Here is a 25,237-nt window from a genome sequence, read left to right as displayed (position 1 = left end):
GCGGTGAAGTACCCGGCGTCCACCCAGCGCTGGTAGATCGCGTCCTCGACCGCGCCCGGCTCCCACGATTTGGGCAGGGCTTCGCCCCGGGTGCTGATCGGGGGCGTAGGGCTGGCGGTCACCGCTCAATTCTAAGAAGGCGCCGCACCGACACCGACCGCCGCCCTTGTGCGATGCGTTACTTCTTGCCGCCGAACAGTCCGCCGAGGATCTCGCCCGCTTTGCTGCCCAAATCGTGGGAGCCGGGCGCGGTCGAGGACGCGATCTACCAGCGCTGGGTGGACGCCGGGTACTTCACCGCGGACGCGACCAGCGCCAAACCCGGCTATTCGATCGTGCTGCCGCCGCCCAACGTCACCGGCGAGCTGCACATGGGACACGCGCTGGACCACACCCTGATGGATGTCCTGACCCGCCGCAAGCGGATGCAGGGCTATGAGGTGCTGTGGCTGCCGGGCATGGACCACGCCGGCATCGCCACCCAGATCGTGGTGGAAAAGCAACTCGCCGTCGACGGCAAGACCAAAGAGGACTTTGGCCGCGAGCTGTTCGTCGACAAAGTGTGGGACTGGAAGCATGACTCCGGCGGCACCATCGGCGCCCAGATGCGTCGGCTCGGCGACGGCGTCGACTGGAGCCGCGACCGGTTCACTATGGACGACGGTCTGTCGCGGGCGGTGCGGACCATGTTCAAACGGCTCTACGACGCGGGGCTGATCTATCAGGCTGAGCGGCTGGTCAACTGGTCGCCCGAGTTGGAAACCGCGATCAGCGACCTCGAAGTCCGATACGAAGACGTCGAAGGCGAGTTAGTGTCGTTTCGCTACGGCCTCCTCGACGGGCCGCACATCGTGGTCGCCACCACCCGGCTGGAGACGATGCTGGGCGACACCGCGATCGCGGTGCATCCCGACGACAAGCGCTACCGGGACCTGGTGGGTGCCACGCTGCCGCACCCATTCGTGGACCGGCAGCTCGTCGTCGTCGCCGACGAGCACGTCGACCCCGAATTCGGCACCGGCGCAGTCAAAGTCACGCCGGCGCACGACCCGAACGACTTCGAGATCGGTTTGCGCCACCAACTGCCGATGCTCACGATCATGGACAGCAAGGGCCGGATTGCGGGCACCGGAACGCAATTCGACGGGATGGACCGGTTCGAGGCCCGGGTGGCGGTGCGCGAAGCGTTGGCCGAGCAGGGCAGGGTCGTGGCCGAGAAGCGGCCCTACCTGCACAGCGTGGGACATTCCGAACGCACGGGTGAACCGATCGAGCCACGGCTCTCCCTGCAGTGGTGGGTCAGAGTGGAATCGCTGGCCAAAGCCGCGGGTGACGCAGTACGCAACGGCGACACCGTGATTCATCCGGCCAGCCTGGAGCCCCGCTGGTTCGGCTGGGTCGACGACATGCACGACTGGTGCATTTCGCGACAACTGTGGTGGGGCCACCGCATCCCGATCTGGCACGGGCCCAACGGCGAACAGGTGTGCGTTGGACCCGACGAGACACCGCCCGAGGGCTGGGAGCAGGACCATGACGTCCTGGACACCTGGTTCTCCTCGGCGCTGTGGCCGTTTTCCACCATGGGCTGGCCCGAGCACACGCCCGAGTTGGAGAAGTTTTACCCCACAAGCGTTTTGGTTACCGGGTACGACATCCTGTTCTTCTGGGTGGCCCGGATGATGATGTTCGGCACCTTTGTCGGCGACGACGACGCGATCACCCTGCACGGCCGTCGCGGGCCGCAGGTGCCGTTCACCGATGTGTATTTGCACGGCCTGATCCGCGACGAGTTCGGTCGCAAGATGAGCAAGTCGAAGGGCAACGGCATCGACCCGCTGGACTGGGTGGACAAGTTCGGCGCTGACGCGCTGCGGTTCACTTTGGCCCGCGGCGCCAGCCCCGGCGGAGACCTGTCCCTGGGCGAAGACCATGTCCGGGCGTCGCGCAACTTCGGCACCAAGCTGTTTAACGCCACCCGCTTTGCGCTGCTCAACGGCGCCGCACTGGCGCCGCTGCCCGCATCCGACGCGCTGACCGACGCCGATCGATGGATTCTGGGTCGGCTGGAAGAGGTGCGCGCCGAAGTCGATTCAGCGTTCGACAACTACGAATTCAGCCGGGCCTGCGAGTCGCTGTACCACTTCACCTGGGACGAATTCTGCGACTGGTACGTCGAACTGGCCAAGACGCAGTTGTCCGCCGGGCTGGAGCACACCAACGCGGTGCTCGCCGTCGTGCTGGACACGCTGCTGCGGCTGCTGCATCCGGTGATCCCGTTCATCACTGAGACGCTGTGGCAAGCCTTGACCGGTCGGGAGTCGCTGGTGATCGCCGACTGGCCGCAGTCCTCCGGGGTGACCCTCGATCCGATTGCCGCACAACGCGTTGCCGATATGCAGAAATTGGTGACCGAGGTTCGCCGGTTTCGCAGCGATCAAGGCCTGGCCGACCGGCAGAAGGTGCCCGCGCGGTTGTCGGGAATCGGGGATTTGGACGGACAAGTGCCCGCAGTGACGTCGCTGGCGTGGTTGACCGCACCCGGCGCCGATTTCAGCCCGTCGGCCTCTGTCGAGGTCCGACTCAGCAGTTCCACCGTGGTGGTCGAACTCGACACCTCAGGCACCATCGACGTCGAGGCCGAACGCCGCCGCCTGGAGAAGGATCTGGCCGCCGCCCACAAGGAATTGGCCGGCACCAGCGCCAAGCTCGACAACGAGGCCTTCCTGGCCAAGGCGCCCGCGGCCGTCGTCGACAAGATCCGCGACCGGCAGCGAGTGGCCCGCGAAGAAGTGGATCGGATCACCAGCCGCCTGGCCGCGATGTGAGCGCACCACCCACACCCGACGAGATCGCGTCGCTGCTGCAGGTCGAGCATCTGCTCGACCAGCGCTGGCCGGAAACCAAAATCGAGCCCAGTTTGACGCGGATCAGCGCGCTGATGGATCTGCTCGGCTCGCCGCAACTCAGCTATCCGTCGATCCACATCGCCGGCACCAACGGCAAGACGTCGGTGGCGCGGATGGTCGATGCGCTTTTGACCGCGCTGCACCGGCGCACCGGCCGCACGACCAGCCCGCATCTGCAGTCGGCCATCGAGCGCATCGCCATCGACGGCACGCCGATCAGCCCGGCGCAGTATGTGGCGACCTACCGTGAGATTGAGCCGTTTGTGCAGATGGTCGATCAGCAGTCGCAGGCCGCAGGTGGGCCGGCGATGAGCAAGTTCGAGGTCCTCACCGCCATGGCGTTCGCCGCGTTCGCCGACGCGCCGATCGACGTGGGTGTCATCGAGGTTGGGCTGGGCGGCCGGTGGGACGCCACCAACGTGATCAACGCACCGGTGGCCGTCATCGCCCCGATCAGCGTCGACCACGTCGAATATCTCGGAGAGGACATTGGCGGGATCGCCGGCGAAAAGGCCGGCATCATCACCAAAGCCGAAGTCGGTGCGCCGGACACCGTCGCGGTCATCGCCCGGCAGGTCCCCGAGGCCATGGAGGTGCTGCTGGCGCAAACGGTGCGCGCCGACGCCGCCGTGGCGCGTGAGGACTCCGAATTCGCCGTGCTGAGCCGCCAGGTTGCGGTCGGCGGGCAGCTGCTTGAGCTGCAGGGGCTGGGCGGGGTGTACTCCGACGTCCACCTGCCCCTGCACGGCGAACACCAGGCCCACAACGCCGCGGTGGCGTTGGCCGCGGTCGAGGCGTTTTTCGGTGCCGGCAAGGACCGTCAGCTCGACGTCGACGCGGTGCGCGCCGGCTTCGCCGCCGTCACCAGCCCGGGCCGGTTGGAACGCATGCGCAGCGCGCCGACGGTGTTCATCGACGCCGCGCATAATCCCGCCGGGGCGGCCGCACTGGCCCAGACTTTGGCCGACGAGTTCGACTTCCAGTTTCTGGTCGGGGTCATCAGCGTGCTGGCCGACAAGGACGTCGACGGCATCCTGGCTGCGCTGGAGCCGGTGCTGCATCGAATCGTGGTGACTCACAACGGATCTCCGCGAGCGCTGGACGTCGAAACGTTGGCGTTGACCGCCCAGCAACGCTTCGGCCCCGACCGCGTCGATACCGCCGTGAACCTGTCCGACGCGATCGAGACGGCGACCGCGCTGGTGGACGAGGCAGGCGCCGACACCGATGCGTTCTCCGGGACCGGAATCGTCGTCACCGGGTCGGTGGTCACCGCCGGCGCGGCCCGCACCTTGTTCGGCAAGGATCCGGCGTGAGCGCACCGGACCCTTGGAAGAGCTTTCGCGGCGTGATGGCCGGCACCCTGATCTTGGAGGCGATCGTGGTGCTGCTGGCGCTGCCGGTCGTCGGCGCGGTCGGCGGCGGCCTTACCCCGGTCGCATTGGGGTATCTGATCGGTCTGGCCGTGCTCTTGGTCCTGTTGGCCGGGCTGCAGGGACGGCCGTGGGCCATCTGGGTCAACCTGGCCGCGCAGTTGGTGCTCATCGCCGGGTTCCTGGTCTACCCCGGCATCGGGTTCATCGGGCTGGTCTTCGGCGGTGTGTGGGCGCTGATCGCGTATTTCCGTGCCGAGGTTTTACGTCGCCAGCAACACGGCATGTTGCCCGGCCAGCAGCAACCCCCGGACTGAACAGCCGGTACGCTTGTCCGCCGTGACCCGCGCCAGCGACGAGGCAGTGCGCACCCATGACGAGGAGCGGCACTTATGACCGAGCGGACTTTGCTGTTGATCAAGCCCGACGGCGTGCAGCGGCGCCTGGTGGGCGAGATCCTGGGCCGGATCGAGCGCAAAGGTCTGACGATCGCGGCACTGGAACTGCGCGACGTCGACGAGAGCCTGGCTCGCGATCACTATGCGGAGCATGACGGCAAACCGTTTTTCGACGCCCTGCTGGAATTCATCACTTCGGGCGGGGTGGTCGCGGCCATCGTGGAGGGGCCGCGAGCCGTCGCGGCGGTGCGGCAACTCGCCGGGGCTACCGATCCGGTGGAGAAGGCCGTCCCCGGCACCATCCGCGGCGATTTCGGGCTGGAAACCCAGTTCAACCTGGTGCACGGCTCGGATTCGGTGGAGTCGGCCGAACGCGAGATCGCGCTCTGGTTTTCCGAGCAGTAGCTCGGCTCGCCGCCGAGCCTGCGCTGCTGGCGCCGAGTCTGCGCTGAGGGCGTCGGTCCTCGCAGATTTGCACCCTGGACGCAGGCTCGACGGGCTGGCCGCAGACTCGGCAACCGCCGGTGGGGCCTTAGTCGGCGCACTTGGTCCGTCTCGAGTCGACCGTATGGGATACTGGAAGACGGGTGAACGTCGCCGGACCGGCGTCCGAAGCCCGAATGAAGACTTAGACAAGCGCGACCATCGCGATCCGCGGTGCGGCGCCGAGTGTCCAGCCATCATTCAGACCGGCGCCGGGTGGGTTCCATACGAGCCGCTCGGGGCGAGACCATCACAAGCCCGGGAGAAGTGACCCGGGTACATAGCGAAGCCCTCGCGTGGCCGCGTCTGCACGACGCGCCCGGGGGCTTGAGGAGATTACGTGATAGACGATGCCCCAACCTCAGACCTTCCAGAAGACGCGTCCCGGCACGAGGACCTACCCGACCGGCTAAGGGTCCATTCGCTGGCCCGGGCGCTGGGCACAACGAGCAGGCGGGTGCTCGACGCGCTCACCGAGCTCGACGGGCGGATCCGCAGCGCGCATTCCAGCGTGGATCGCGTCGACGCCGTCCGGGTGCGCGACCTGCTGGCCGCCGCGCAGCCAGGAGAGACCGAGGCGGCCACGGCCGCTGCGTCAGACGAGCCCGAATCCCGGCTGATGCTCGAAACGACGGTTGAGCGCCCCGAATACATGCCGCTGTTCGTCGCGCCGCAGCCGATCGAGACGACCGACAGCGGCGATTCGGCTGATGACGACGCCGAAGACGACGACGACGAAGACACCGACGACGAGCAGACCGATCGCCCGGCCAACCGCCGGCGCCGCCGCGGGCGGCGCGGTCGTGGCCGCGGCCGCGGCGAACAAGGCGGACCGGACAACCGCGGCCAGTCCGACGATGCCGAGACCGAACAGGATTCGGCCGCTACCGACGGTGGCGAGTCCGACGACGCCGACAGCGGCGACGACGAGAACGGGTCGACAGAGGCCGGCAACCGGCGCCGCCGGCGCCGTCGTCGTCGCAAGACCGGTTCGTCAGACGACGGCGACGACAGCCCGTCGCCGGACGATCCGCCCAACACCGTGGTGCACGAGCGCGCCCCACGCGCCGACAAGAGCAGCGACGCCGACGACAACTCCGAAATCCAGGGCATCAACGGCTCGACGCGGCTCGAGGCCAAACGACAGCGCCGCCGCGACGGCCGTGACGCCGGCCGCCGCCGGCCCCCGGTGCTCAGCGAGGCCGAGTTCCTGGCCCGCCGCGAGGCCGTCGAACGGGTGATGGTGGTGCGCGACAAGGTCCGCACCGAACCGCCACACCCCGGCGCCCGCTACACCCAGATCGCCGTGCTCGAGGACGGCATCGTCGTCGAACACTTCGTCACCTCGGCCGCATCTGCCTCGTTGGTGGGCAATATCTATCTGGGCATCGTGCAAAATGTGCTGCCCTCGATGGAGGCGGCGTTCGTCGACATCGGCCGCGGCCGCAACGGCGTGCTCTACGCCGGTGAAGTGAACTGGGAAGCCGCCGGCCTGGGCGGGGCCAACCGCAAAATCGAACAGGCTCTCAAACCCGGCGACTACGTCGTGGTGCAGGTCAGCAAGGATCCGGTCGGGCACAAGGGCGCGCGGCTGACCACCCAGGTGTCGCTGCCGGGCCGTTATCTGGTGTACGTGCCGGGGGCCTCGTCGACCGGGATTAGCCGCAAGCTTCCCGACACCGAGCGCCAGCGGCTCAAGGAAATTCTGCGGGAAGTGGTGCCGCCCGACGCCGGCGTGATCATCCGCACCGCCTCCGAAGGCGTCAAAGAGGAAGACATCCGCGCTGACGTCAACCGCCTGCAGGAACGCTGGACGCAGATCGAGACCACCGCCGCCGAGACCAAGGAGAAAGCCGCCGGCGCCGCCGTCGCGCTCTACGAAGAGCCCGACGTGCTGGTCAAGGTCATCCGCGACCTGTTCAACGAAGACTTCGCCGAACTGATCGTCTCCGGCGACGAAGCCTGGAAAACCATCAACGACTATGTGAATTCGGTTGCGCCCGAACTCGTTTCGAAGCTGAACAAGTACGAGGCCGCGGCCGGTTCGGATGGCGGTTCCGGACCCGACGTGTTCGCGGTGCACCGCATCGACGAGCAACTGGCCAAGGCGATGGACCGCAAGGTCTGGCTGCCCTCGGGCGGCACGCTGGTGATCGACCGCACCGAGGCCATGACCGTCGTCGACGTCAACACCGGCAAGTTCACCGGTTCGGGCGGCAACCTCGAGCAGACGGTCACCAAGAACAACCTGGAAGCTGCCGAGGAGATCGTCCGCCAGCTGCGGCTGCGCGACATCGGCGGGATCGTCGTCATCGACTTCATCGACATGGTGCTGGAGTCCAACCGCGACCTGGTGCTGCGACGGCTGACCGAGGCGCTGGCCCGGGACCGCACCCGCCACCAGGTGTCCGAGGTGACTTCGCTGGGCCTGGTGCAGCTCACCCGCAAGCGGCTGGGCACCGGGCTGATCGAGGCCTTCTCGACCACCTGCCCGCACTGCAATGGCCGCGGCATCACACTGCACGCCGATCCCGTCGACTCCAGCTCGGGAACCGGCCGCAAATCCGAGGGCGGACGACGCGGACGGCGGTCGAAGAAGAACAAGACCGAGGACACCGTGGTGGCCAAGGTGCCTGCCCATGCACCCGGCGAGCATCCGATGTTCAAGGCGATGGCCGCGGCCAATGGTCGCCATGACGAGGACACCGACGACTCGGAGCTCACCGATGAGGCGGTCGGGGAAGGCCGAGAAGACGCCGATGAGCCCGTCGAAGAGCAGGTGGCCCGAGAGGTCGCCGAGGATGATCTGGACGACGGCGACTTCGAGGACACCGACGAAGACGACGATGACGACGAAGTCGAACTCGACGACGACGAGGACATCGAAGACGAGGACCTCGACGACGACGGCGCCGACGACGACGAAGAAGAGGATCTCGACCTCGACGAGGACCTCGATGTCGACTCCGAGCAGGACTCCGACGAGGCCGACGCCCCCAGCGCACCGGCCGCCGAGCGGCCCCGGCGGCGTCGGGCCGCAGCACGGCCGGCCGGCCCACCGACGCACGAGTAGCGGCTATCGCGAGCGCGGCGTAGCCGGGCGCGGCGGGTCGCCGCCGTCGAACCGGGCCGGTTTGACCCCGTCGCCGCTGGTCACGTAACCTTGAGCAGTTGTCGCCAGGCCGTTGTTGGCCGGCACACCCCCCGACCCGCTGCGCACCGGTGGTTGCGCGGCGCCCGCAAGGGCCAGAAGAACGAGAAAAAGAGGTATACGTAACGATGGCGACCTACGCAATCGTCAAGACCGGCGGTAAGCAGTACAAGGTCGCGGTCGGAGACGTCGTCAAGGTCGAAAAGCTCGACTCCGAGCCCGGCGCGAAGGTGTCGCTACCGGTTGCCCTGGTCGTCGACGGCGCCACGGTCACCACCGACGCCAGCGCCCTGGCCAAAGTCGCCGTGACCGGTGAGGTGCTCGAGCACACCAAGGGACCCAAGATCCGCATCCACAAGTTCAAGAACAAGACCGGCTACCACAAGCGTCAGGGTCACCGTCAGCAGCTGACGGTCCTGAAGGTCACCGGCATCAAGTAGCAGGAGACCACACCATGGCACACAAGAAGGGCGCTTCAAGCTCACGCAACGGTCGCGATTCCGCCGCCCAGCGGCTGGGCGTCAAGCGGTTTGGTGGTCAGGTCGTCAAGGCCGGTGAGATCCTGGTTCGCCAGCGTGGCACGCATTTCCACCCGGGCGTCAACGTCGGTCGCGGCGGCGACGACACGCTGTTCGCCAAGGCGGCCGGTGCCGTCGAGTTCGGCGTCAAGCGTGGCCGCAAGATGGTCAACATCGTCCCGGAGGCCTAAGACTTCGCGAGTGTGAAGCTGTTGCGAATTCTGGGCAGAATTTTCGCAACAGCTTCACAGTCGACGGGTGAGAGGATCCCCGATGCCTCGGTTTGTCGATCGCGTCGTCATCCACGTGCGGGCAGGCTCTGGCGGTAACGGCTGCGCGTCAGTACATCGCGAGAAATTCAAACCGCTCGGCGGTCCCGACGGCGGCAACGGCGGCCGGGGCGGCAGCGTCGTGCTTGTCGTCGACCCGCAAGTGCACACTCTGCTGGACTTCCACTTCCGCCCGCATATCGTCGCGCCGTCGGGCAAGCAGGGCATGGGCGGCCACCGCGACGGCGCGGCCGGCGCGGATCTGGAGATCAAGGTGCCCGACGGCACCGTCGTGCTCGACGAGCGTGGCCGGTTGCTGGCCGACTTGGTCGGCGCCGGCGCCCGCTTTGACGCCGCTGCCGGCGGACGCGGCGGGCTGGGCAATGCAGCGCTGGCGTCGCGGGCCCGCAAGGCGCCCGGCTTTGCGCTGCTCGGCGAGAAGGGGCAGGCCCGCGACCTCACGCTGGAGCTCAAGACCGTCGCCGACGTCGGCCTGATCGGGTTTCCGTCAGCCGGCAAATCGTCTCTGGTATCGGCGATTTCGGCGGCCAAGCCCAAGATCGCCGACTACCCGTTCACCACGCTGGTGCCCAATCTCGGGGTGGTCTCGGCGGGGGAGCGCACGTTCACTGTCGCCGACGTACCCGGGCTCATCCCGGGCGCGTCGCAGGGCCGCGGTTTGGGGCTGGATTTTCTGCGGCACATCGAGCGGTGCGCGGTGCTGGTGCACGTCGTCGACTGCGCGACCGCCGAGCCGGGCCGCGATCCGGTCTCCGACATCGACGCGCTGGAGGCCGAATTGGCCGCCTATACCCCCACCCTGCAAGGTGATTCGATGCTCGGCGACCTCGCCGAGCGGCCACGGGCGGTGGTCCTCAACAAGATCGACGTGCCGGAGGCCCGCGAACTCGCCGAGTTCGTCCACAACGACATCGCCGAGCGGGGCTGGCCTGTGTTCACTGTTTCGACGGTGGCGCGGGAGGGCTTGCAGCCGTTGACATTCGCGTTGGCCGACATGGTTGCCGAGTATCAGGCCGCGCAGCCGGTGTTGGCGCCGCGACGGCCGGTGATCCGCCCGATCCCTGTCGACGAGACCGGCTTCACCGTGGCGCCCGACGGCGACGGCGGGTTTGTGGTGCGTGGCGCGCGGCCCGAACGCTGGATCGCCCAGACCAACTTCGACAACGACGAGGCGGTTGGTTATCTGGGGGACCGGTTGGCGCGGTTGGGCGTCGAGGACGAGTTACTGCGGCTGGGCGCACAACCGGGTTGTGCGGTCACGATCGGCGAGATGACCTTCGACTGGGAGCCGCAGACCCCCGCCGGTGTGGACGTCGCACTGTCGGGCCGTGGCACGGACGCACGCCTGGAGCGCACCGAGCGCGTCGGCGCCGCCGAACGCAAAGCGGCCCGTCGCCGTCGTCGCGAGCACGACTCATGACCGCGCGCGACGCCGTCCGCGGCGCCCGTCGCGTCGTGGTCAAAATCGGCACCACCGCGTTGACCACCTCGACAGGGGTGTTCGACGCCGGGCGACTGGCCGGCCTCGCCGACGCGATCGAAGCGCGCATGAAAGCCGGCTCTGACGTGGTCATCGTCTCCTCCGGAGCTATTGCCGCCGGCATCGAACCGCTTGGATTACACCGTCGGCCAACGGATTTGGCAACCAAGCAGGCAGCGGCCAGTGTGGGGCAGGTGGCGCTGGTGAACTCGTGGAGCGCGGCGTTCGCCCGTTATCAGCGCACGGTCGGGCAGGTCCTGCTGACCGCACAGGACATTTCGATGCGGGTGCAGCACACCAATGCTCAGCGCACGCTGGATCGGTTGCGGGCGCTGCACGCGGTGGCCATCGTCAACGAGAACGACACGGTGGCCACCAACGAGATCCGATTCGGTGACAACGACCGGCTCTCGGCACTGGTGGCCCACCTGGTCGGCGCCGACGCGCTGGTGTTGCTCTCCGACATCGACGGCCTCTACGACTCCGACCCCCGGAAAGGCTCGGCGTCCTTCGTCGCCGAAGTCTCCGACCCTGCCGATCTCGATGGCGTAGTGGCCGGCCAGAGCAGCCATCTGGGCACGGGTGGCATGGCCTCGAAGGTGTCTGCGGCGACGCTGGCCGCCGACGCGGGAGTGCCGGTGCTATTGGCCGCCGCCGCCGACGCCGCGACCGCCCTGGGAGACGCCTCGGTGGGCACCGTGTTCGCCGCGCGGCCGCAGCGGATGTCGGCGCGCCGGTTCTGGGTGCGTTACGCCGCCGACTCGGCCGGCTCGCTGACGCTGGACGAGGGCGCGGTGAAAGCCGTTGTGGAGCAACGTCGTTCCCTGCTCCCGGCGGGTATCACCGCGCTGTCAGGGCGCTTTCACGGCGGCGACGTCGTCGAGCTGCGCGACCCGGACACCGTCATGGTGGCCCGCGGCGTCGTCGCCTATGACGCTGCGGAACTCGCCACGATGATCGGCCGGTCGACCTCCGAGCTACCCACCGAATTGCGTCGGCCCGTCGTGCACGCCGATGATCTCGTTGCGGTGTAGCGCTACGGGATCCGCTCCAAATACAGCGCGCCCCAGACGATTTCGGTCAATGCGGTGGCCAACTCGGTGTCGCGGGTGGATGGGCTGCCCGGAAGATTCTGTTGGCAGGTCCGCTCGACCATCCAGGTCAGCGCACTGGCCGTGGTGGCCGCGGGGAGCGCGCTGCGGATAGACCCGTCGGCCTGGCCGTCCTCGATGACCCGGGCCACCCGCGCCGAAATACCGGTCAGCTGGTCGCGGTAGGCCGCGTTCACCAGCGGGTCGTAGGCCGCCATCTCGTTGAGCGCCACCAGCAGTGGTTGATGACGGCGATAGCTGGCGATGATGGCCGTCATCGCGGTGCGGACGTCGTCGGGGTCGTGGCGCCACGCCACGCTCCACCAGCGTTCGGCGGCTTCGGCGAGATCCCCGAACACCTGCCCGGCGAGGCGGCGTACGAGATCGCCCTTGTCTTCGAAGTAGATGTAGAAGCTGGCGCGCGAGATCCCGGCCTCCCCCGATAACCGGTCCACCGACAACTCGGTGAAGCTCGCGCCGTCGCGCATCAGCCGCTCGGTGGCGTCCAGCAGCCGGCGCTCGATCTGTTGGCGCCGTTCCTGCCGCTTGGCCTGCGGCCTACGGGTCACCGACGGCATGCGTCGAAGCTTAATCGATGTACCGACATCTTGACTAGACACAGTGTCTAAATTATGGTGCTGTGATCCGAGTCATAGCCCACGAAGGATCCACCATGACCGCGACGTCAGCCGCCGCCCGTACCTACGATCCGATCGACTTGTCCTCGCGGGCGTTCTGGGCCACCACCGCCGCCGAACGGGAGCGCTCGTTCGCTGTGCTGCGAGCCGAACGGCCGGTGAGCTGGCATCCGCCGGTGGAAGACGCCATGCTGAACGACCCCGACGACCCCGGTTACTGGGCGATCACCCGGCACGCCGACATCGTCACGGTGAGCCGCACCAACGAGGTGTTCTTGTCCGGCAAGGGCGTGATGTTCGAGAACTTTCCCGAAGAGTTGCTGGAAAGCACGCAGTCGTTTCTGGCCATGGACCCGCCCCGGCACACCATGCTGCGCAAGCTGGCCAGTGCTGCGTTCACTCCTCGGCAGGTCAGGCGTATCGAGGACTCGATCAAAGCCGCCGCCAAGTCCATCGTCGCGGAACTCCGCGCCGCGGGAAGCGGCGCCGACTTCGTCGAGCACTGCGCCAAGGAACTGCCGCTGCGCACGCTGTCGGACATGATGGGCATTCCCGACTCCGAGCGTGAGCAGGTCGCCCATCACGCCGATGCTTTGGTGTCGATCAACGATCCGGTCTATCTCGACGGCCGCAACCCGATGCAGGTCATGTTCGAAGGCGTGACGTATCTGCATCAAGTCGCCGGCAGGCTGGCCGCCGAGCGCCGCGAACACCCCGTCGACGACCTGTTCAGCAGCCTGGTGAACGCCGAAGTCGACGGCGACCGGCTGACCGATGCCGACGTGGCCGCGTTCTTTGTGCTGCTCGCCGTGGCCGGTAACGACACCACCCGGCAGACCACCAGCCATGCACTGAAGGCGCTCACCGACTTCCCGGAGCAACGGGCTTGGCTGCTGGAGGATTTCGACAACCGCATCGGGATGGCGGTCGAGGAGTTCATCCGTTATGCGACACCGGTGATGACCTTCCGGCGTACGGCCGCAGCCGATTACGAGCTGGGCGGTCAGACCATCCGGGCCGGTGAGAAGGTGGCGATGTTCTATTCCTCCGGCAATCGGGACGACACGGTGTTCGACCAGCCGGACCGGTTCGACTTGAGCCGAGACCCCAACCCGCACGTGGGTTTTGGTGGCGGCGGGCAACATTACTGCCTGGGCACCCATGTGGCGCGGGCGCAGTTGCGCGCGATCTTCGGCGAATTGCTCCGAGCGCTACCGGATATCTCGGCCGGAACGCCAGACTACCTGGCGGGCAACTTCATTCACGGCATCCGCCACATGCCCTGCACGTTCTGACGCGTCACGCGCCGAATGTGGCCTTGTGTCACGCTTTTTGGCTGAAACCGTGACACAAGTCCACACTCGACGAGCGGAAGGTCAACTCGGCGGCCAATAGTGTCAACAACTCCGAGCAGCCGCCGTCGACTTTGACCGTGGCCAGATCGTCGCCGCGAGTCACTCCCCGGTTGACGATGGCGATCGGGATGCCGCGCGCGGCGGCGTGCCGCACGAAGCGGTAGCCGGAGAAGACGGTCAGCGACGATCCGGCCACCAACAGCGCATCGGCGTCGTCGAGCAGTGAGTACGCCTGGGCGACACGGCCTTTCGGTACATTTTCGCCGAAGTAGACGATGTCGGGTTTGAGCATGCCGCCGCAGCGACAATCGCGGTAACGAAAAGAATCGGTGTCGACGACGACGGCATCCGCGTCGGGAGCCACCGCCAAGCCACCGACGGCCTCAGCCCGCTCGATAAAGCCCGGGTTGAGTGCTTCCAGCTTCTCGGCCAGCGCCGCACGACTCATGGTGTGTCCGCAACTCAGGCACACCACTTGGGCGTAGCTGCCATGCAGGTTGATCACCACCGCGCTGCCGGCCTTGGTGTGCAGCAAGTCGACATTTTGGGTGATCACCCCGGTCACCACGCCGGCCCGCTCCAGCGTGGCCAGCGCTCGATGCCCCGCGTTGGGCAGTGTGGTGTCCATGTGCCGCCAGCCGACGTGGTTGCGAGCCCAATAGCGCTGTCGAAACTTCGGATCGCCGACGAACTGGCGGATCGTCATCGGATTGCTGGGCGGAGAATCTGGCCCGCGGTAGTCGGGGATACCCGAATCGGTGGACAGCCCCGCGCCGGTCAGCACCGCCACACGGCGATGGCTCAGCGCCGCGACCAGCTCGGGGGTTTCCACCCGTCCGACACTACGTCCGATCAATCCAGGCAGTCGGCGGCCGAGGTCAACTCGGCATCCATATTCGATTCCATCATCTTCAGCGCCGCCGCACCGAGCTCGGCGTCGATGTGCGCGACGGTATCGGTGGGGATCACGACCGGGATGTGGCGCACGAAGGCGTCCAGCGCGCTGTAGAGGATGCATTGCTCGGTGACCTGTCCCGTTAGGATCACCCGCTTGGTGCCCAGCCGGCTGAGCAGATACTCCAGCGGAGAGGCGTAGAAGACGCTGTGCCGGACTTTGGTCACCATCCGGCAGCCGGGGCGCGGCACGATTGGTTCCACCAGATCCGGGCGCGCGCCCTGCAGCGCGGAGTCGACGAGGTCGGAGAATTCCGCGGTGAAATCGCCGTAGTTGTCGTTGACATACACCAGGTCGACGTCGTCGCGTTCGCGTACCCGCCGAACCAGGTCAGCCAGCGGCTCGATAATTTTTTCCACGTTTGGAGTCAGCAGTTCGGCGTCGGGATGCTCGTAGCTGTTCAGCATGTCGACGACGAGCACAGCGGTGTCGCTCATGACGTCTTGATACCCCATGGGCGACCGTTGACACCGGTCGGGTAAAAGTGTCCTCGGCCTTTTAAGATCAACCAGATCGAAACTCTCGGGGGCCTTTGCCCAGATTGCTCGCCGGCCGGCAACCTGCAATTCACCTGATCGACACGTACATCTACCACGCAGGTTGTTCACAGCCCACCGTCAGCCGTACTACGCACCGGGTTTGCTGGCGAGGAGAGTTCGTGCGTCGGCTTGGATGGCTGCCGACAGTCGTCGGGTCTTCACGTCACGTATGGTCCGGTTGACTGGTGTTGTCGCGTGCTTGCCTCTCCGAACCGTGCGGTTGAGCGGATTGGTTGCCGCAGAACGAAACTCGACCGCCTTAGCTGGATGGAGCTTGGTAGCCGCGAAGCCTTGACGTCCGGAGGAATTCTCGCTCGCATCGCGAACGCGTGCTGCAGATCCGCGGCACGCGCAGAAATCTTGATGTCGAACTGTTTGCAACTTGGTGCCATCGGGCCTCACGACATAGCTGAGAAGGGGAATGCTGATGCTGGATTTCGGGGCGCTGCCCCCCGAGGTCAACTCGAGCCGGATGTACGCCGGCGCGGGCTCGGGGCCGATGATGGCCGCGGCTTCGGCGTGGGATGCCCTCGCGGGCCAGTTGGAATCGGTTTCCCGCGGCTATGAGGCGGTGATTTCCGGGCTGGTCGGCGAAGGCTGGTCAGGAAGTGCATCGAACGCCATGGCCGATGCGGCCGCGCCGTATGTGGCCTGGATGACGGCCGCCGGGGCGAAGGCCGAAGAGGCCGCCACTCGGGCGCGGGCGGCGGCGGCGGCCTACGAAACCGCGTTCGCCGCAACTGTGCCGCCAGCGTTGGTCACCGCGAACCGCACCCAATTGACGAACTTGGTCGCGACCAACATCTTCGGGCAAAACACCACGCAAATCGCGGCCACCGAGGCGGCCTACGCCGAAATGTGGGCGCAGGACGCCGCGGCGATGTACGGCTACGCCGCGTCCTCGTCGACGGCGACGATGCTGACACCGTTCAGCGAGCCGCCGCAGACCACAAATGTCGCGGGGCAATCGCAGCAGACCGCTGCGGTGGCGCAGGCGATGGCCACCTCGACCGCCACACGATCTCAGGCCACCCTGTCGCAGCTCATGTCGGCGGTTCCGCAACAGCTGCAAACCTTGTCCGCGGCAGGGCCTTCGGTGTCAGCCGCCTCGCCGGTGCCATCGTCGATCCTGACGGCCTTCAGTAACTTCAACACCCTGACCGGGCCCATTAGTTTCGGCAATGCCGTCAGCCGCACGATCACGTCGGCGGGAAGCTTTGGAAGCGCGATCTTCCGATCCAACCTCCAGGCGGCCGGCAGCCTGCCTGAAGCGCGTACCAGCGCCGCGATGGTCGGGGCCAAGGCGTTGGTTCCCGAAGTCGTTCGTAGCCCGGTGCTCGCCAGTGTGGGCCGGGCGGCACCGATCGGCGGTTTGTCCGTCCCGCAGAGTTGGGCGTCGGCAACGCCGGTGGCCAGCGCTGTCGAAGAGCCGTTATGGATGTCGGAAATGGATCTCGGGGCCGCCGCGCCGTTGGAGGAGACCGCGGCGGCGGGCACGGCCGCGGGGGCTCCGGTCGCGGGCGTGGGCCCGATGGCGGGCGTGTTGGCGCGGTCTTCGGTCAGCAGCGTCTTGAAGGTCGCGCCGCGCCGCTTCCAGATGCCCCGTCCCACCTTCGGCGGGTAGGCGGTGGATTTCGGGGCGCTGCCGCCCGAGGTCAACTCGGCCAGAATGTATGCCGGTCCCGGAGCCGGGCCGATGATGGCGACCGCGTCGGCGTGGGACGCACTGGCCGCCCAACTGGACTCCTATGCGGCCGGCTACTCCGCAGTGATCTCGGAGTTAACCGGCCAGAGCTGGTCGGGCGGAACGGCGGACGCCATGGCCGGGGCGGCCGCACCGTATGTGGCGTGGCTGACGACGACGGCAGCGCAGGCCGAGCAGGCCGCCGGACAGGCGCGGGCAGCAGCGGCGGCTTATGAAATCGCATTCGCCGCCACGGTTCCCCCGATGGTGGTTGCGGCGAACCGCACTCAGCTGGCGACGCTGGTCGCCACCAATTTCTTCGGGCAGAACACCCCGGCGATCGCTGCCACGGAGGCGGCCTACGCCGAGATGTGGGCGCAGGATGCCGCCGCCATGTACGGCTATGCCGCCGCGTCCTCGGCAGCGGCGATGCTGACGCCGTTCAGCGAGCCGCCGCAGACCACCAACCCCACCGGCCAATCCGCCCAGGCCGCCGCCGTCGCCCACGCCGTCAGCACCTCGTCTGCCGAACACGCGCAGACCGCCCTGCCGCAGCTGATGGCGGCAGTCCCGCCACAGCTGCAAACGCTGGCATCGGGCGGCTCCGGCGCAGCGCCGTCGTCCTCGCTCGTCAGCGCCGTCGGCGCTGTCAATACGCTTCTTGGCCCCCTGAGCCTGGGACAGACGACCGCCTACTCCGTATTTCAGGCCGGAAACTTCGTCACCGGCGCTCAGTTGGCTGCACTCCAGGCGGCCAAGTCCGCCGCCCCCGCGGCCACCCACGCCATCACGGCCGCGTCGACCGCACCGGCGACCGGAGGAGTTCGTGGCGAGGTGCTTGCCGGGGTGAACACCGCCGATCGGGTGGGGAAATTGTCCGTTCCGCAGGGTTGGGCGGCAGCGGCTCCGGAGCCCGTCGACGCCGGTACACCGCTACGTCCAACGGCATTTCGGGCGCTGCCGGCGTGGGCGGCGAACCCGCCGATGGGCACGCCGGGCGGGACCCCCGGTGTCCTCGGGCCCATGAGCAACGTCGCCGGGCGTCGCACCGGCAACGCCGTGTTCCGGATGAGAGACCGACGCTACAAAATTCCCCGTCCTGCCGTCGGCGGATAACCCTGGGCTGGCGCCGCCGAGAAAATCGCGCGGCCCGCTGATGCGTAGCGAGGTCGGCCACAGGGCAATATGAAGACGATGGACTTCTACAACATTTACAGCCAGGGGTTCTTCCGCGTCGCCGCGTGCACCCATCACACGACGATCGCCGACCCGGCGGCCAACGCGGACTCGGTGCTGGGGATCGCCCGGGAGTGCCACGACGACGGTGTCGGGCTGGCTGTTTTTCCGGAGTTGACGCTGACGGGCTACTCCATTGAGGACATCCTGCTGCAAGACGTCCTGCTGGATGCGGTCGAGAACGCCCTGCTCGACCTCGTGGTGGCCTCCTCTGATCTGTCGCCGGTCCTGGTCGTGGGTGCGCCGCTGCGCTACCGGCACCGGATCTACAACACCGCTGTCGTCATCCACCGCGGGGTGGTGCTCGGTGTGGTGCCCAAGTCCTACCTGCCCACCTATCGGGAGTTCTACGAGCGTCGGCAGCTTGCCGCCGGCGACGACGAGCGCGGCACGGTCTGGATCGGCGATATGCAGGCCCCGTTCGGGCCCGACTTGTTGTTCGCGGCAGCTGATGTGCCCGACTTCGTGTTGCACGTCGAAATCTGTGAGGACATGTTCGTGCCGGTTCCGCCCAGCGCCGAAGCCGCGTTGGCCGGTGCGACGGTGCTGGCCAACTTGTCGGGCAGCCCGATCACGATCGGTCGCGCCGAGGACCGTTGCCTGCTGGCCCGCTCGGCGTCGTCGCGGTGTCTGGCCGCGTACGTGTATGCCGCTGCCGGAGAAGGGGAGTCGACTACCGACCTGGCCTGGGACGGCCAGACCATGATCTGGGAGAACGGTGTACTCCTCGAGATGTCGGAGCGCTTCCCGAAAGGCGAGCGCCGCAGCGTCGCCGACGTCGACCTTGAACTGCTGCGCTCCGAACGGCTGCGGATGGGCACGTTTGACGACAACCGGCGCCACCACCGCGATCTGGCCGAGTCGTTCCGGCGCATCGAGTTCCGGCTTGACCCGCCGGTCGGCAACCTCGGGCTGCAGCGCGCGGTCGAGCGGTTTCCGTTCGTGCCGTCCGACCCGAACCGACTGGAACAGGACTGCTACGAGGCCTACAACATTCAGGTCGCCGGGCTTGAGCAGCGACTGCGGGCGCTGGAATACCCGAAGGTCGTCATCGGGATCTCCGGCGGGCTGGACTCGACGCATGCGCTGATCGTCGCTGCACGCGCCATGGACCGGGAAAATCGGCCTCGCAGCGACATTTTGGCTTTCACGCTGCCGGGATTCGCCACCGGCGATCGCACCAAGGGCAACGCGATTCGGTTGTCGCGAGCTCTGGGCGTCACGTTCGAAGAGATTGACATCAGCGACACCGCCCGCCTGATGCTCACCAACATGGATCACCCATTCGCGCGTGGGGAGAAGGTCTACGACGTCACGTTCGAGAACGTGCAAGCCGGCCTGCGTACCGACTACCTGTTCCGGCTGGCCAACCAGCATGGTGGCATCGTGCTGGGCACTGGCGATCTGTCGGAGTTGGCGCTGGGGTGGTCGACATACGGTGTGGGCGACCAAATGTCGCACTACAACGTCAACGGTGGCGTGCCCAAGACGCTGATTCAGCATCTGATTCGCTGGGTGATTTCGTCTGGCCAGTTCGACGAGGAGGTGTGCACCACCCTGCAGTCGGTCCTGGACACCGAAATCACGCCGGAACTGGTGCCTGCCGGCGAGGACGAAGAAATCCAGAGTAGCGAGGCCAAAGTCGGACCGTATGTGCTGCAGGATTTTTCGCTGTTTCAGATTCTGCGGTTCGGGTTCCGGCCGTCGAAGATCGCGTTTCTGGCGTGGCACGCCTGGAGCGATCCCGACCGGGGTGACTGGCCGACGGGCTTCCCGGAGAACAAGCGGCCGTCGTACTCACTGAGTGAAATCCGGCGCTGGCTGCAGGTTTTCGTGCAGCGGTTCTACTCGTTCAGCCAGTTCAAGCGCTCGGCTCTACCCAATGGGCCCAAGGTTTCTCATGGCGGTTCGCTGTCACCGCGTGGGGACTGGCGAGCACCCTCGGACATGTCTGCGCGGGCCTGGCTCGAGGAGATCGAGCGCGAGATACCCGAGGACTAGTTCGCCGGTTTGCCGAGCGTCGAGTTGTCGGGCGAGATCGCCCCGTTTCGCCGCAACAACTCGACGTTCGACGGAAAGGGGGGTTACAGCCGGCCGTCGACCCGCAGATCGGGATGCACCCAGTTCGGCGACCGCCGCTCGCGGAACGCCACAAAGCCCTCGACGGCCTCGGGCCCTTCGATGCTGGCCTCCATCCCGATCCGGTCGTACAGCCCCAGGTAGTTGTCCAGGCTGGCTTTGACGACCCGGCGCGCGGCGGGCGCGGTACGACACGCTTGACCCAGCACCTCCCGCGCGGCATCCATCAACTGCTCATGCGGCACCATCCGCGCGACCATGCCCCATTCGACGGCCTCCGCCGCAGTCAGCGTTCGCCCGGTCAACATCAAGTCGCGGGTGCGGATCGGGCCGATGATGCGGGCCAACATTTGGCTGTAATACGTGTCGGCGATCCCGCGGTAGAGCTCGGGGACCCGGAACGTCGCGCGGTCGCTGACCACCGCGACGTCGCTGCACATCGCGATCTGCAGCCCGCCGCCCTGACACAGCCCGTTGACCGCCGAGACCACCGGCTTGGCCGACTTGCGCAGCGTGTCGAACGGCGTGATATCCAGTGACAGCGCCGAGCCCCACTGCATCCAGTTGTCGTCGCCGCCACCGCCGAGGTCACCGCCCGGCGCGAACACGTCGCCGGTGCCGGTGATCAGCAGGCCCGCCAGCTCGGCGTCGGCGTTGACATGGGTGATCGCATACCGGATGCCGAAGTACATCGCCGGCGTCATCGCGTTGCGCGCCTCGGGACGGTCCAGCGTGACGACTCCGAACGGCCCTTCGCGGGTGAACTTCAGGAACTTCGTTCCCAACCAGTCGCCCTCGGGCGGACGTGGACTGCTCTCGGGCATCAACTCTCCTTTGGGTGAGTTGGTGGCGACCCGCTGCGCCGGGCTACGCCGCACTTGCGATCGCCACGGGTCGCGTGGCGCGAGGTGACCATAGCTCAGTCGTCGAGCACCGCGTCGTCGATGGCCTCGCCCAGCGGTGCGCAGTCGCCGGCGCCGGGCACCAGCGTCGCGAGCGCCCCGGCCGCGCACGCGCGCCGCAATGCGTAGTCGCGACCGGAGGCCCACCCGGCGGCGAGCACGCCGGCGAACACATCACCGGCCCCGGCGGTGTCGACAACCTCCACCGTCGGCGCCGGAACCGTGATGTCGTCGCCGTCACCGCGGTAGCTGGCGCCGGCGGCGCCGCGGGTGACCACCCGATGCGTCACCGGCCACACCCAGCGCTCGGCTTCGGACTCGTTGACGATCAACACGTCGGTGAGTTCGGCCAGCTCACCCAGATCCGCGGCGGGCGGGGAGGCGTTGACCATGACGATCGCGCCGACCGCGCGTGCTCCCCGGGCGGCTGCGATAGCCGTGGCGACCGGAATCTCCAGCTGCACCAACACCACGTCGCAGTCGACGACGACGGCCCGGAACTCGTCTGGGTCCAGCGTCAGCCGTCCGTTGGCGCCCGGAGCGACGACGATCGCGTTCTCACCTGTGCTGTCCACCATCACCACCGCGGATCCACTGGGACCTGCCAGCGCACGCAGCCCGCTGGTGTCCACGCTGTTGTCGGCGAGATGCGCGCGCAGCGGTGCGGCCGCCGCGTCGTCGCCCACCGCGCCGACGAACCGCACCCGGGCGCCGGCGCGCGCCGCCGCGACCGCTTGATTGGCGCCCTTGCCGCCGGGCGTCGACCGCGCTGAGGTGGCCAACACGGTTTCGCCCGGTCGCGGCAGCGAATCGACGTCGAGCACGGTGTCCATGTTCACGCTGCCCACCACGCACACTCGGGTTGTCATTCGGCCGACGTTATGGAGTCGCACGCCGATGCACAACGAGGCGCATGCCCGCCGCGTTAGTCTGCAGCGTGGCCCGTTTCTCTTAGCTGTACGAGCGGAAGGAAGCCGATTGACATCGCGGGAGCCGGCAGAACCCGACGGGGAACATGGCCCGACCACGAAGGGTCGACGTCGGCCGCGGCTGCTGTCCCGGGTAAGCATCCAGTCCAAGCTGATGGTGATGCTTTTGGTGTCGGGTATCGCATCGGTGGGGATCATCGCGATCATCGAGTACGGAGCCGGCCGCAGCGCATTACGCCACGCGGCGTCTGACCGGTTGATCGAATTGCGCGCCTCGCAGAAGCGCGCGATCGAGACGTTGTTCGCCGACCTGACGAACTCGCTGATCATCCACAGCCGCGACTTCACTGCGGTCGACGCGGTTCAGGCGTTCGCCGCCGGATTCGATCAGCTTGACAACGCGCCGATCGACCCCGGGCAGCAGCGGGCGCTGGCCACCTACTACAACAACGAACTCATCAAGCCGATCAAGCAGACGACCGGCGATGAACTCGATCTCGACGCGCTGTTACCGAAGTCGAACGCGCAGAAGTATCTTCAGGCCCACTACACGGCCCCGTTCACGTCAGACGCTGACTCGAGGAAAGTCGACGATGCCGGCGACGGCAGCGCGTGGTCGGCTGCCAACGCCCGATTCAACGACTTCTTCCGGGAAATCGTCGCGCGCTTCGAATATCGGGATGCCTTGCTGTTGGACACCCGCGGCAATGTCGTCTACACCGTCAACAAAGGCCCCGACCTGGGCACCAACATCCTGGCCGGGCCGTACCGCGAATCCAACTTGCGTGACGCGTACAAAAAAGTGCTGGGCGCCAACGCTATTGACTTCGTCTGGATCACCGACTTCCAGTCGTACCAGCCGCAACGCGGCGCGCCCACCGCGTGGTTGGTGTCACCGATCGGGACCGACGGTCGAGTCGACGGGGTGATGGCGCTGCCGTTGCCGACCTCGAAGATCAACAAGATCATGACCGCCAACAAGCGCTGGGCGGCCGCCGGGGTGGGCAAGACCACCGAGACCTATTTGGCCGGACCCGACAATTTGATGCGCTCCGATTCGCGGCTTTTTCTCGAAGACCCAAAGCAATACGAACACGACGCGATCGCCGGCGGCACCCCGCCCGACGTGGTGAAGCAAGCGATCCGGTTAGGCGGCACCACGCTGGTGCAGCCGGTGCAGACCGCGGGCCTTCGTGACGCTCAACGCGGGCAGACCGGCGTTGTGGCCGGCACCGGCTATCTCGGCGAGAAGGAGTTGCAGGCTTATGCGCCGCTGAACGTGCCGGACTCGGAGCTGCGCTGGTCGATCTTGGCTACCAGAGACAATTCCGAGGCATTCGCCAAGATCGAGTCGTTCACCAAAACGCTCGTGTTGGCCACCACCACAATCATTTTCGCGATCTGCGTAGCGGCGATCCTGCTGGCCCAGATATTCGTCCGGCCGATCCGCCGCCTGGAGGCCGGTGTGCAACGGATCAGCGCCGGGGACTACAGCGGCGCCATCCGGATTACGTCCCGAGACGAAATCGGGGATCTGACTGCGGCTTTCAACGACATGAGCCGCAACCTGGAAACCAAGGAAGAGCTGCTCAACGAGCAGCGCAAAGAGAACGACCGCCTACTGCGGTCGCTGATGCCGGAGCCGGTCGTGCAGCGCTACCGCGAAGGCGAGCAGACCATTGCACAGGAGCACTCCGACGTCAGCGTGATCTTTGCCGACATCATCGGACTTGACGAAATGTCGGGCCACCTGTCCGGCAGCGAGTTGGTCGGAGTTGTCGACGACCTGGTTCGGCAGTTCGACTCGGCTGCGGAAACCCTTGGCGTCGAACGTATCCGCACCCTGCACAACGGCTATCTGGCCAGCTGCGGAGTGAACACCCCGCGACTGGACAACGTGAACCGAAGTGTCGACTTCGCGCTGGAAATGCAGCGCATCATCGATCGGTTCAACAGCCAAACCGGTGGCGAGCTCGCCCTTCGAGCCGGCATCAACACCGGCAAGGTGGTCAGCGGGCTGGTGGGCCGATCGACGGTCGTCTACGACATGTGGGGCGCGGCGGTGAACTTGGCCTACCAGATGCACAGCGGCTCACCGCAGCCCGGGATCTACGTCACGTCGCACGTCCACGACGTGATGGCCGACGTGCACCACTTCACCCCAGCCGGCACCATCTCGGTCAGCGGATCCGACCAACCCATCTGGCGACTGTCGGAGCGGCAGTGAGCGTCTTCGAGTTTCCGTGGTTCTACTGGGCCGTCGGCGTCGCGATCGGACTGCCGGTCGGGCTCATCGTGCTCACCGAATGGCATCACGTACTCCTGCGCCGCCAGAGCTATCTCGCCAAGCCGGTCAACCTACTGCGCAACTATCTGCTTCCGTTGGGTGCGCTGTTGGTGCTGCTGGTCGGGGCGGCGCAGGTGCCCGGCCAGTACACCTCGGTACGCACCCTCGCGACGGTATTCGGCTTCCTCGTGCTCGTGCTGCTGCTTTCTGGCTTGGACGCCACCGTGTTCCAGGCTGCCCCGCCGGGATCGTGGCGGAAACGGGTGCCGACCATCTTCCTCGACGTCGCCCGCCTGCTGCTGATCGGTGTGGGGCTGGCGCTGATCTCCTCCTACGTCTGGGGTGTGCGGATCGGCGGCCTGTTCACCGCGCTGGGTGTGACGTCGGTGGTCATCGGTCTGATGCTGCAGAACTCGGTGGGCCAAATCGTCTCCGGCCTGTTCATGTTGTTCGAGCAGCCGTTCCGGATCGGCGACTGGCTGGACACCCCGACTGCCCGGGGACGCGTCGTCGAGGTGCAAGCCCTCGCGCCGGGCGGCATACCAGATCCAGCGGAGGAAGGTGGCCTGCGCTGCGCCGTCGTCGACGGGTGAGGTGAGGCCGACCGTCGTCGCGTATTCGCCGCCGCCGCGCGCCACCGAGGCGGGCACGGCATCGGTCTTGACTTGCGGCAGCGCGCGTGCGGTGCGCGACAACAGCGCGCACACCCGATCGGGCGGGTCGGCGGGCGAAAAGGTGGTCGTGATGGTCAGGGTGTGCGCGCCCGGCGGCCGGCTCAGATTGGTAAACGATGTGCCGGCCAACACCGAGTTGGGCATGATCTGCGTTCCTCGGCCGGTTTCGATGTGGACCGCTCGCCAGTTCACCTCGACGACGCGTCCCCGGGCAGTCGGGGTGTCCAGCCAGTCGCCGATCCGGAACGGCTGCTCGAACAACATGA

19 protein-coding genes and 2 pseudogenes are annotated in these 25,237 nt (G+C 66.9%); 15 read left to right on the top strand and 6 right to left on the bottom strand.

What is annotated here, in order from left to right; genetic code table 11:
• Nucleotides 1–173: 173 nt before the first annotated feature.
• The 9 genes from A5707_RS22915 to proB all read left to right on the top strand — a co-directional run bounded on the left by A5707_RS22915 (nucleotide 174) and on the right by proB (nucleotide 11,636).
• Nucleotides 174–2,828: a valine--tRNA ligase gene (locus A5707_RS22915; RefSeq protein WP_065016727.1), complete on the top strand. Its 2,655-nt coding sequence runs from the start codon at nucleotides 174–176 to the stop codon at nucleotides 2,826–2,828.
• Nucleotides 2,825–4,225 (top strand): bifunctional tetrahydrofolate synthase/dihydrofolate synthase, encoded by a 1,401-nt coding sequence (gene folC / locus A5707_RS22910; protein ID WP_065016726.1) that lies wholly within the window; start codon nucleotides 2,825–2,827, stop codon nucleotides 4,223–4,225. The genes A5707_RS22915 and folC overlap by 4 nt, the downstream gene beginning before the upstream one ends.
• A gap of 35 nt (nucleotides 4,226–4,260) precedes the next feature.
• A complete protein-coding gene (locus tag A5707_RS22905; RefSeq protein WP_082969640.1) occupies nucleotides 4,261–4,599 on the top strand; it encodes a DUF4233 domain-containing protein in 339 nt (112 codons plus the stop codon).
• 75 nt (nucleotides 4,600–4,674) lie between these two features.
• Nucleotides 4,675–5,085, top strand: a complete 411-nt coding sequence (gene ndk, locus A5707_RS22900; RefSeq protein WP_065016724.1) for a nucleoside-diphosphate kinase — start codon at nucleotides 4,675–4,677, stop codon at nucleotides 5,083–5,085.
• Nucleotides 5,086–5,503: 418 nt separating this feature from the next.
• Nucleotides 5,504–8,236 carry an Rne/Rng family ribonuclease gene (locus A5707_RS22895; RefSeq protein WP_065016723.1) on the top strand — a complete coding sequence of 911 codons (2,733 nt, stop codon included), beginning with the start codon at nucleotides 5,504–5,506 and terminating at the stop codon, nucleotides 8,234–8,236.
• Between the two features lie 206 nt (nucleotides 8,237–8,442).
• Complete coding sequence (gene rplU, locus A5707_RS22890; protein ID WP_065016722.1) at nucleotides 8,443–8,754, top strand: 50S ribosomal protein L21; 312 nt, start codon at nucleotides 8,443–8,445, stop codon at nucleotides 8,752–8,754.
• Nucleotides 8,755–8,768: 14 nt separating this feature from the next.
• The gene (rpmA, locus tag A5707_RS22885; RefSeq protein WP_065016721.1) at nucleotides 8,769–9,023 is read left to right on the top strand and encodes a 50S ribosomal protein L27; all 255 of its coding nucleotides are present in this window, start codon (nucleotides 8,769–8,771) and stop codon (nucleotides 9,021–9,023) included.
• A gap of 82 nt (nucleotides 9,024–9,105) precedes the next feature.
• Nucleotides 9,106–10,542, top strand: a complete 1,437-nt coding sequence (obgE, locus tag A5707_RS22880) for a GTPase ObgE (protein WP_065016720.1) — start codon at nucleotides 9,106–9,108, stop codon at nucleotides 10,540–10,542.
• Nucleotides 10,539–11,636, top strand: coding sequence for a glutamate 5-kinase (gene proB / locus A5707_RS22875; protein WP_065016719.1), 1,098 nt, complete (start codon nucleotides 10,539–10,541; stop codon nucleotides 11,634–11,636). Before obgE ends, proB begins: the two co-directional genes overlap by 4 nt.
• A gap of 2 nt (nucleotides 11,637–11,638) precedes the next feature.
• Here proB and A5707_RS22870 read toward each other — a convergent pair whose 3' ends face one another.
• Nucleotides 11,639–12,271, bottom strand: a complete 633-nt coding sequence (locus A5707_RS22870; protein WP_065016718.1) for a TetR/AcrR family transcriptional regulator — start codon at nucleotides 12,269–12,271, stop codon at nucleotides 11,639–11,641.
• A 95-nt stretch (nucleotides 12,272–12,366) separates the two neighbouring features.
• On the opposite strand from A5707_RS22870, the gene A5707_RS22865 reads away from it, so the two are divergent.
• Entirely contained in the window at nucleotides 12,367–13,626 is a 1,260-nt protein-coding gene (locus A5707_RS22865; RefSeq protein WP_065016717.1) for a cytochrome P450, read from the top strand.
• Nucleotides 13,627–13,654: 28 nt separating this feature from the next.
• Here A5707_RS22865 and A5707_RS22860 read toward each other — a convergent pair whose 3' ends face one another.
• Nucleotides 13,655–14,518: an NAD-dependent protein deacetylase gene (locus A5707_RS22860; RefSeq protein ID WP_065016716.1), complete on the bottom strand. Its 864-nt coding sequence runs from the start codon at nucleotides 14,516–14,518 to the stop codon at nucleotides 13,655–13,657.
• Nucleotides 14,519–14,538: 20 nt separating this feature from the next.
• Complete coding sequence (locus tag A5707_RS22855) at nucleotides 14,539–15,078, bottom strand: cysteine hydrolase family protein (RefSeq protein ID WP_065016732.1); 540 nt, start codon at nucleotides 15,076–15,078, stop codon at nucleotides 14,539–14,541.
• Nucleotides 15,079–15,607: 529 nt separating this feature from the next.
• Between A5707_RS22855 and A5707_RS22850 the strand changes: the two genes are divergently transcribed.
• From A5707_RS22850 to A5707_RS22840, 3 genes are all read left to right on the top strand, one after another.
• Nucleotides 15,608–16,804 carry a PPE family protein gene (locus A5707_RS22850; RefSeq protein WP_065016731.1) on the top strand — a complete coding sequence of 399 codons (1,197 nt, stop codon included), beginning with the start codon at nucleotides 15,608–15,610 and terminating at the stop codon, nucleotides 16,802–16,804.
• A 45-nt stretch (nucleotides 16,805–16,849) separates the two neighbouring features.
• Nucleotides 16,850–17,980: a PPE family protein gene (locus A5707_RS22845; RefSeq protein WP_065016730.1), complete on the top strand. Its 1,131-nt coding sequence runs from the start codon at nucleotides 16,850–16,852 to the stop codon at nucleotides 17,978–17,980.
• Between the two features lie 78 nt (nucleotides 17,981–18,058).
• A complete protein-coding gene (locus tag A5707_RS22840; RefSeq protein WP_065016729.1) occupies nucleotides 18,059–20,101 on the top strand; it encodes an NAD(+) synthase in 2,043 nt (680 codons plus the stop codon).
• Nucleotides 20,102–20,184: 83 nt separating this feature from the next.
• On the opposite strand, the gene A5707_RS22835 is transcribed toward A5707_RS22840, so the two are convergent.
• Nucleotides 20,185–21,003 (bottom strand): enoyl-CoA hydratase/isomerase family protein, encoded by an 819-nt coding sequence (locus A5707_RS22835; protein ID WP_065016728.1) that lies wholly within the window; start codon nucleotides 21,001–21,003, stop codon nucleotides 20,185–20,187.
• A 95-nt stretch (nucleotides 21,004–21,098) separates the two neighbouring features.
• Nucleotides 21,099–21,950 (bottom strand): PfkB family carbohydrate kinase, encoded by an 852-nt coding sequence (locus tag A5707_RS22830; protein ID WP_065016715.1) that lies wholly within the window; start codon nucleotides 21,948–21,950, stop codon nucleotides 21,099–21,101.
• Between the two features lie 109 nt (nucleotides 21,951–22,059).
• Between A5707_RS22830 and A5707_RS22825 the strand changes: the two genes are divergently transcribed.
• Together A5707_RS22825 and A5707_RS24710 are read left to right on the top strand one after the other, a co-directional pair.
• A complete protein-coding gene (locus A5707_RS22825; protein WP_065016714.1) occupies nucleotides 22,060–24,237 on the top strand; it encodes an adenylate/guanylate cyclase domain-containing protein in 2,178 nt (725 codons plus the stop codon).
• A pseudogene (locus A5707_RS24710) lies at nucleotides 24,234–24,815 on the top strand (mechanosensitive ion channel domain-containing protein); the annotation flags it as partial. The gene A5707_RS22825 and the pseudogene A5707_RS24710, both read left to right, overlap by 4 nt.
• Before the next feature lie 312 nt (nucleotides 24,816–25,127).
• Here the strand turns inward: A5707_RS24710 and A5707_RS25010 are convergent.
• Nucleotides 25,128–25,235, bottom strand: a pseudogene (locus tag A5707_RS25010) (mechanosensitive ion channel domain-containing protein); the annotation flags it as partial.
• Nucleotides 25,236–25,237 lie beyond the last annotated feature (2 nt).

This window comes from Mycobacterium kyorinense (genome assembly GCF_001672775.1).
Classification (GTDB): Bacteria; Actinomycetota; Actinomycetes; order Mycobacteriales; family Mycobacteriaceae; genus Mycobacterium; species Mycobacterium kyorinense_A.
The sequence above is the reverse complement of the archived record's forward strand: the minus strand, read 5'-3'. Positions and strand labels throughout refer to the sequence as shown.

Bases quoted from the DNA above. Each gene is read 5' to 3' on its own strand.
- A5707_RS22915 (WP_065016727.1), top strand. From the start codon at position 174: ATGCGTTACTTCTTGCCGCCGAACAGTCCGCCGAGGATCTCGCCCGCT.
- A5707_RS22905 (WP_082969640.1), top strand. From the start codon at position 4,261: ATGGCCGGCACCCTGATCTTGGAGGCGATCGTGGTGCTGCTGGCGCTG.
- ndk (WP_065016724.1), top strand. From the start codon at position 4,675: ATGACCGAGCGGACTTTGCTGTTGATCAAGCCCGACGGCGTGCAGCGG.
- rplU (WP_065016722.1), top strand. From the start codon at position 8,443: ATGGCGACCTACGCAATCGTCAAGACCGGCGGTAAGCAGTACAAGGTC.
- rpmA (WP_065016721.1), top strand. From the start codon at position 8,769: ATGGCACACAAGAAGGGCGCTTCAAGCTCACGCAACGGTCGCGATTCC.
- obgE (WP_065016720.1), top strand. From the start codon at position 9,106: ATGCCTCGGTTTGTCGATCGCGTCGTCATCCACGTGCGGGCAGGCTCT.
- proB (WP_065016719.1), top strand. From the start codon at position 10,539: ATGACCGCGCGCGACGCCGTCCGCGGCGCCCGTCGCGTCGTGGTCAAA.
- A5707_RS22870 (WP_065016718.1), bottom strand. From the start codon at position 12,271: ATGCCGTCGGTGACCCGTAGGCCGCAGGCCAAGCGGCAGGAACGGCGC.
- A5707_RS22865 (WP_065016717.1), top strand. From the start codon at position 12,367: ATGACCGCGACGTCAGCCGCCGCCCGTACCTACGATCCGATCGACTTG.
- A5707_RS22855 (WP_065016732.1), bottom strand. From the start codon at position 15,078: ATGAGCGACACCGCTGTGCTCGTCGTCGACATGCTGAACAGCTACGAG.
- A5707_RS22850 (WP_065016731.1), top strand. From the start codon at position 15,608: ATGCTGGATTTCGGGGCGCTGCCCCCCGAGGTCAACTCGAGCCGGATG.
- A5707_RS22845 (WP_065016730.1), top strand. From the start codon at position 16,850: ATGTATGCCGGTCCCGGAGCCGGGCCGATGATGGCGACCGCGTCGGCG.
- A5707_RS22840 (WP_065016729.1), top strand. From the start codon at position 18,059: ATGGACTTCTACAACATTTACAGCCAGGGGTTCTTCCGCGTCGCCGCG.
- A5707_RS22835 (WP_065016728.1), bottom strand. From the start codon at position 21,003: ATGCCCGAGAGCAGTCCACGTCCGCCCGAGGGCGACTGGTTGGGAACG.
- A5707_RS22830 (WP_065016715.1), bottom strand. From the start codon at position 21,950: ATGACAACCCGAGTGTGCGTGGTGGGCAGCGTGAACATGGACACCGTG.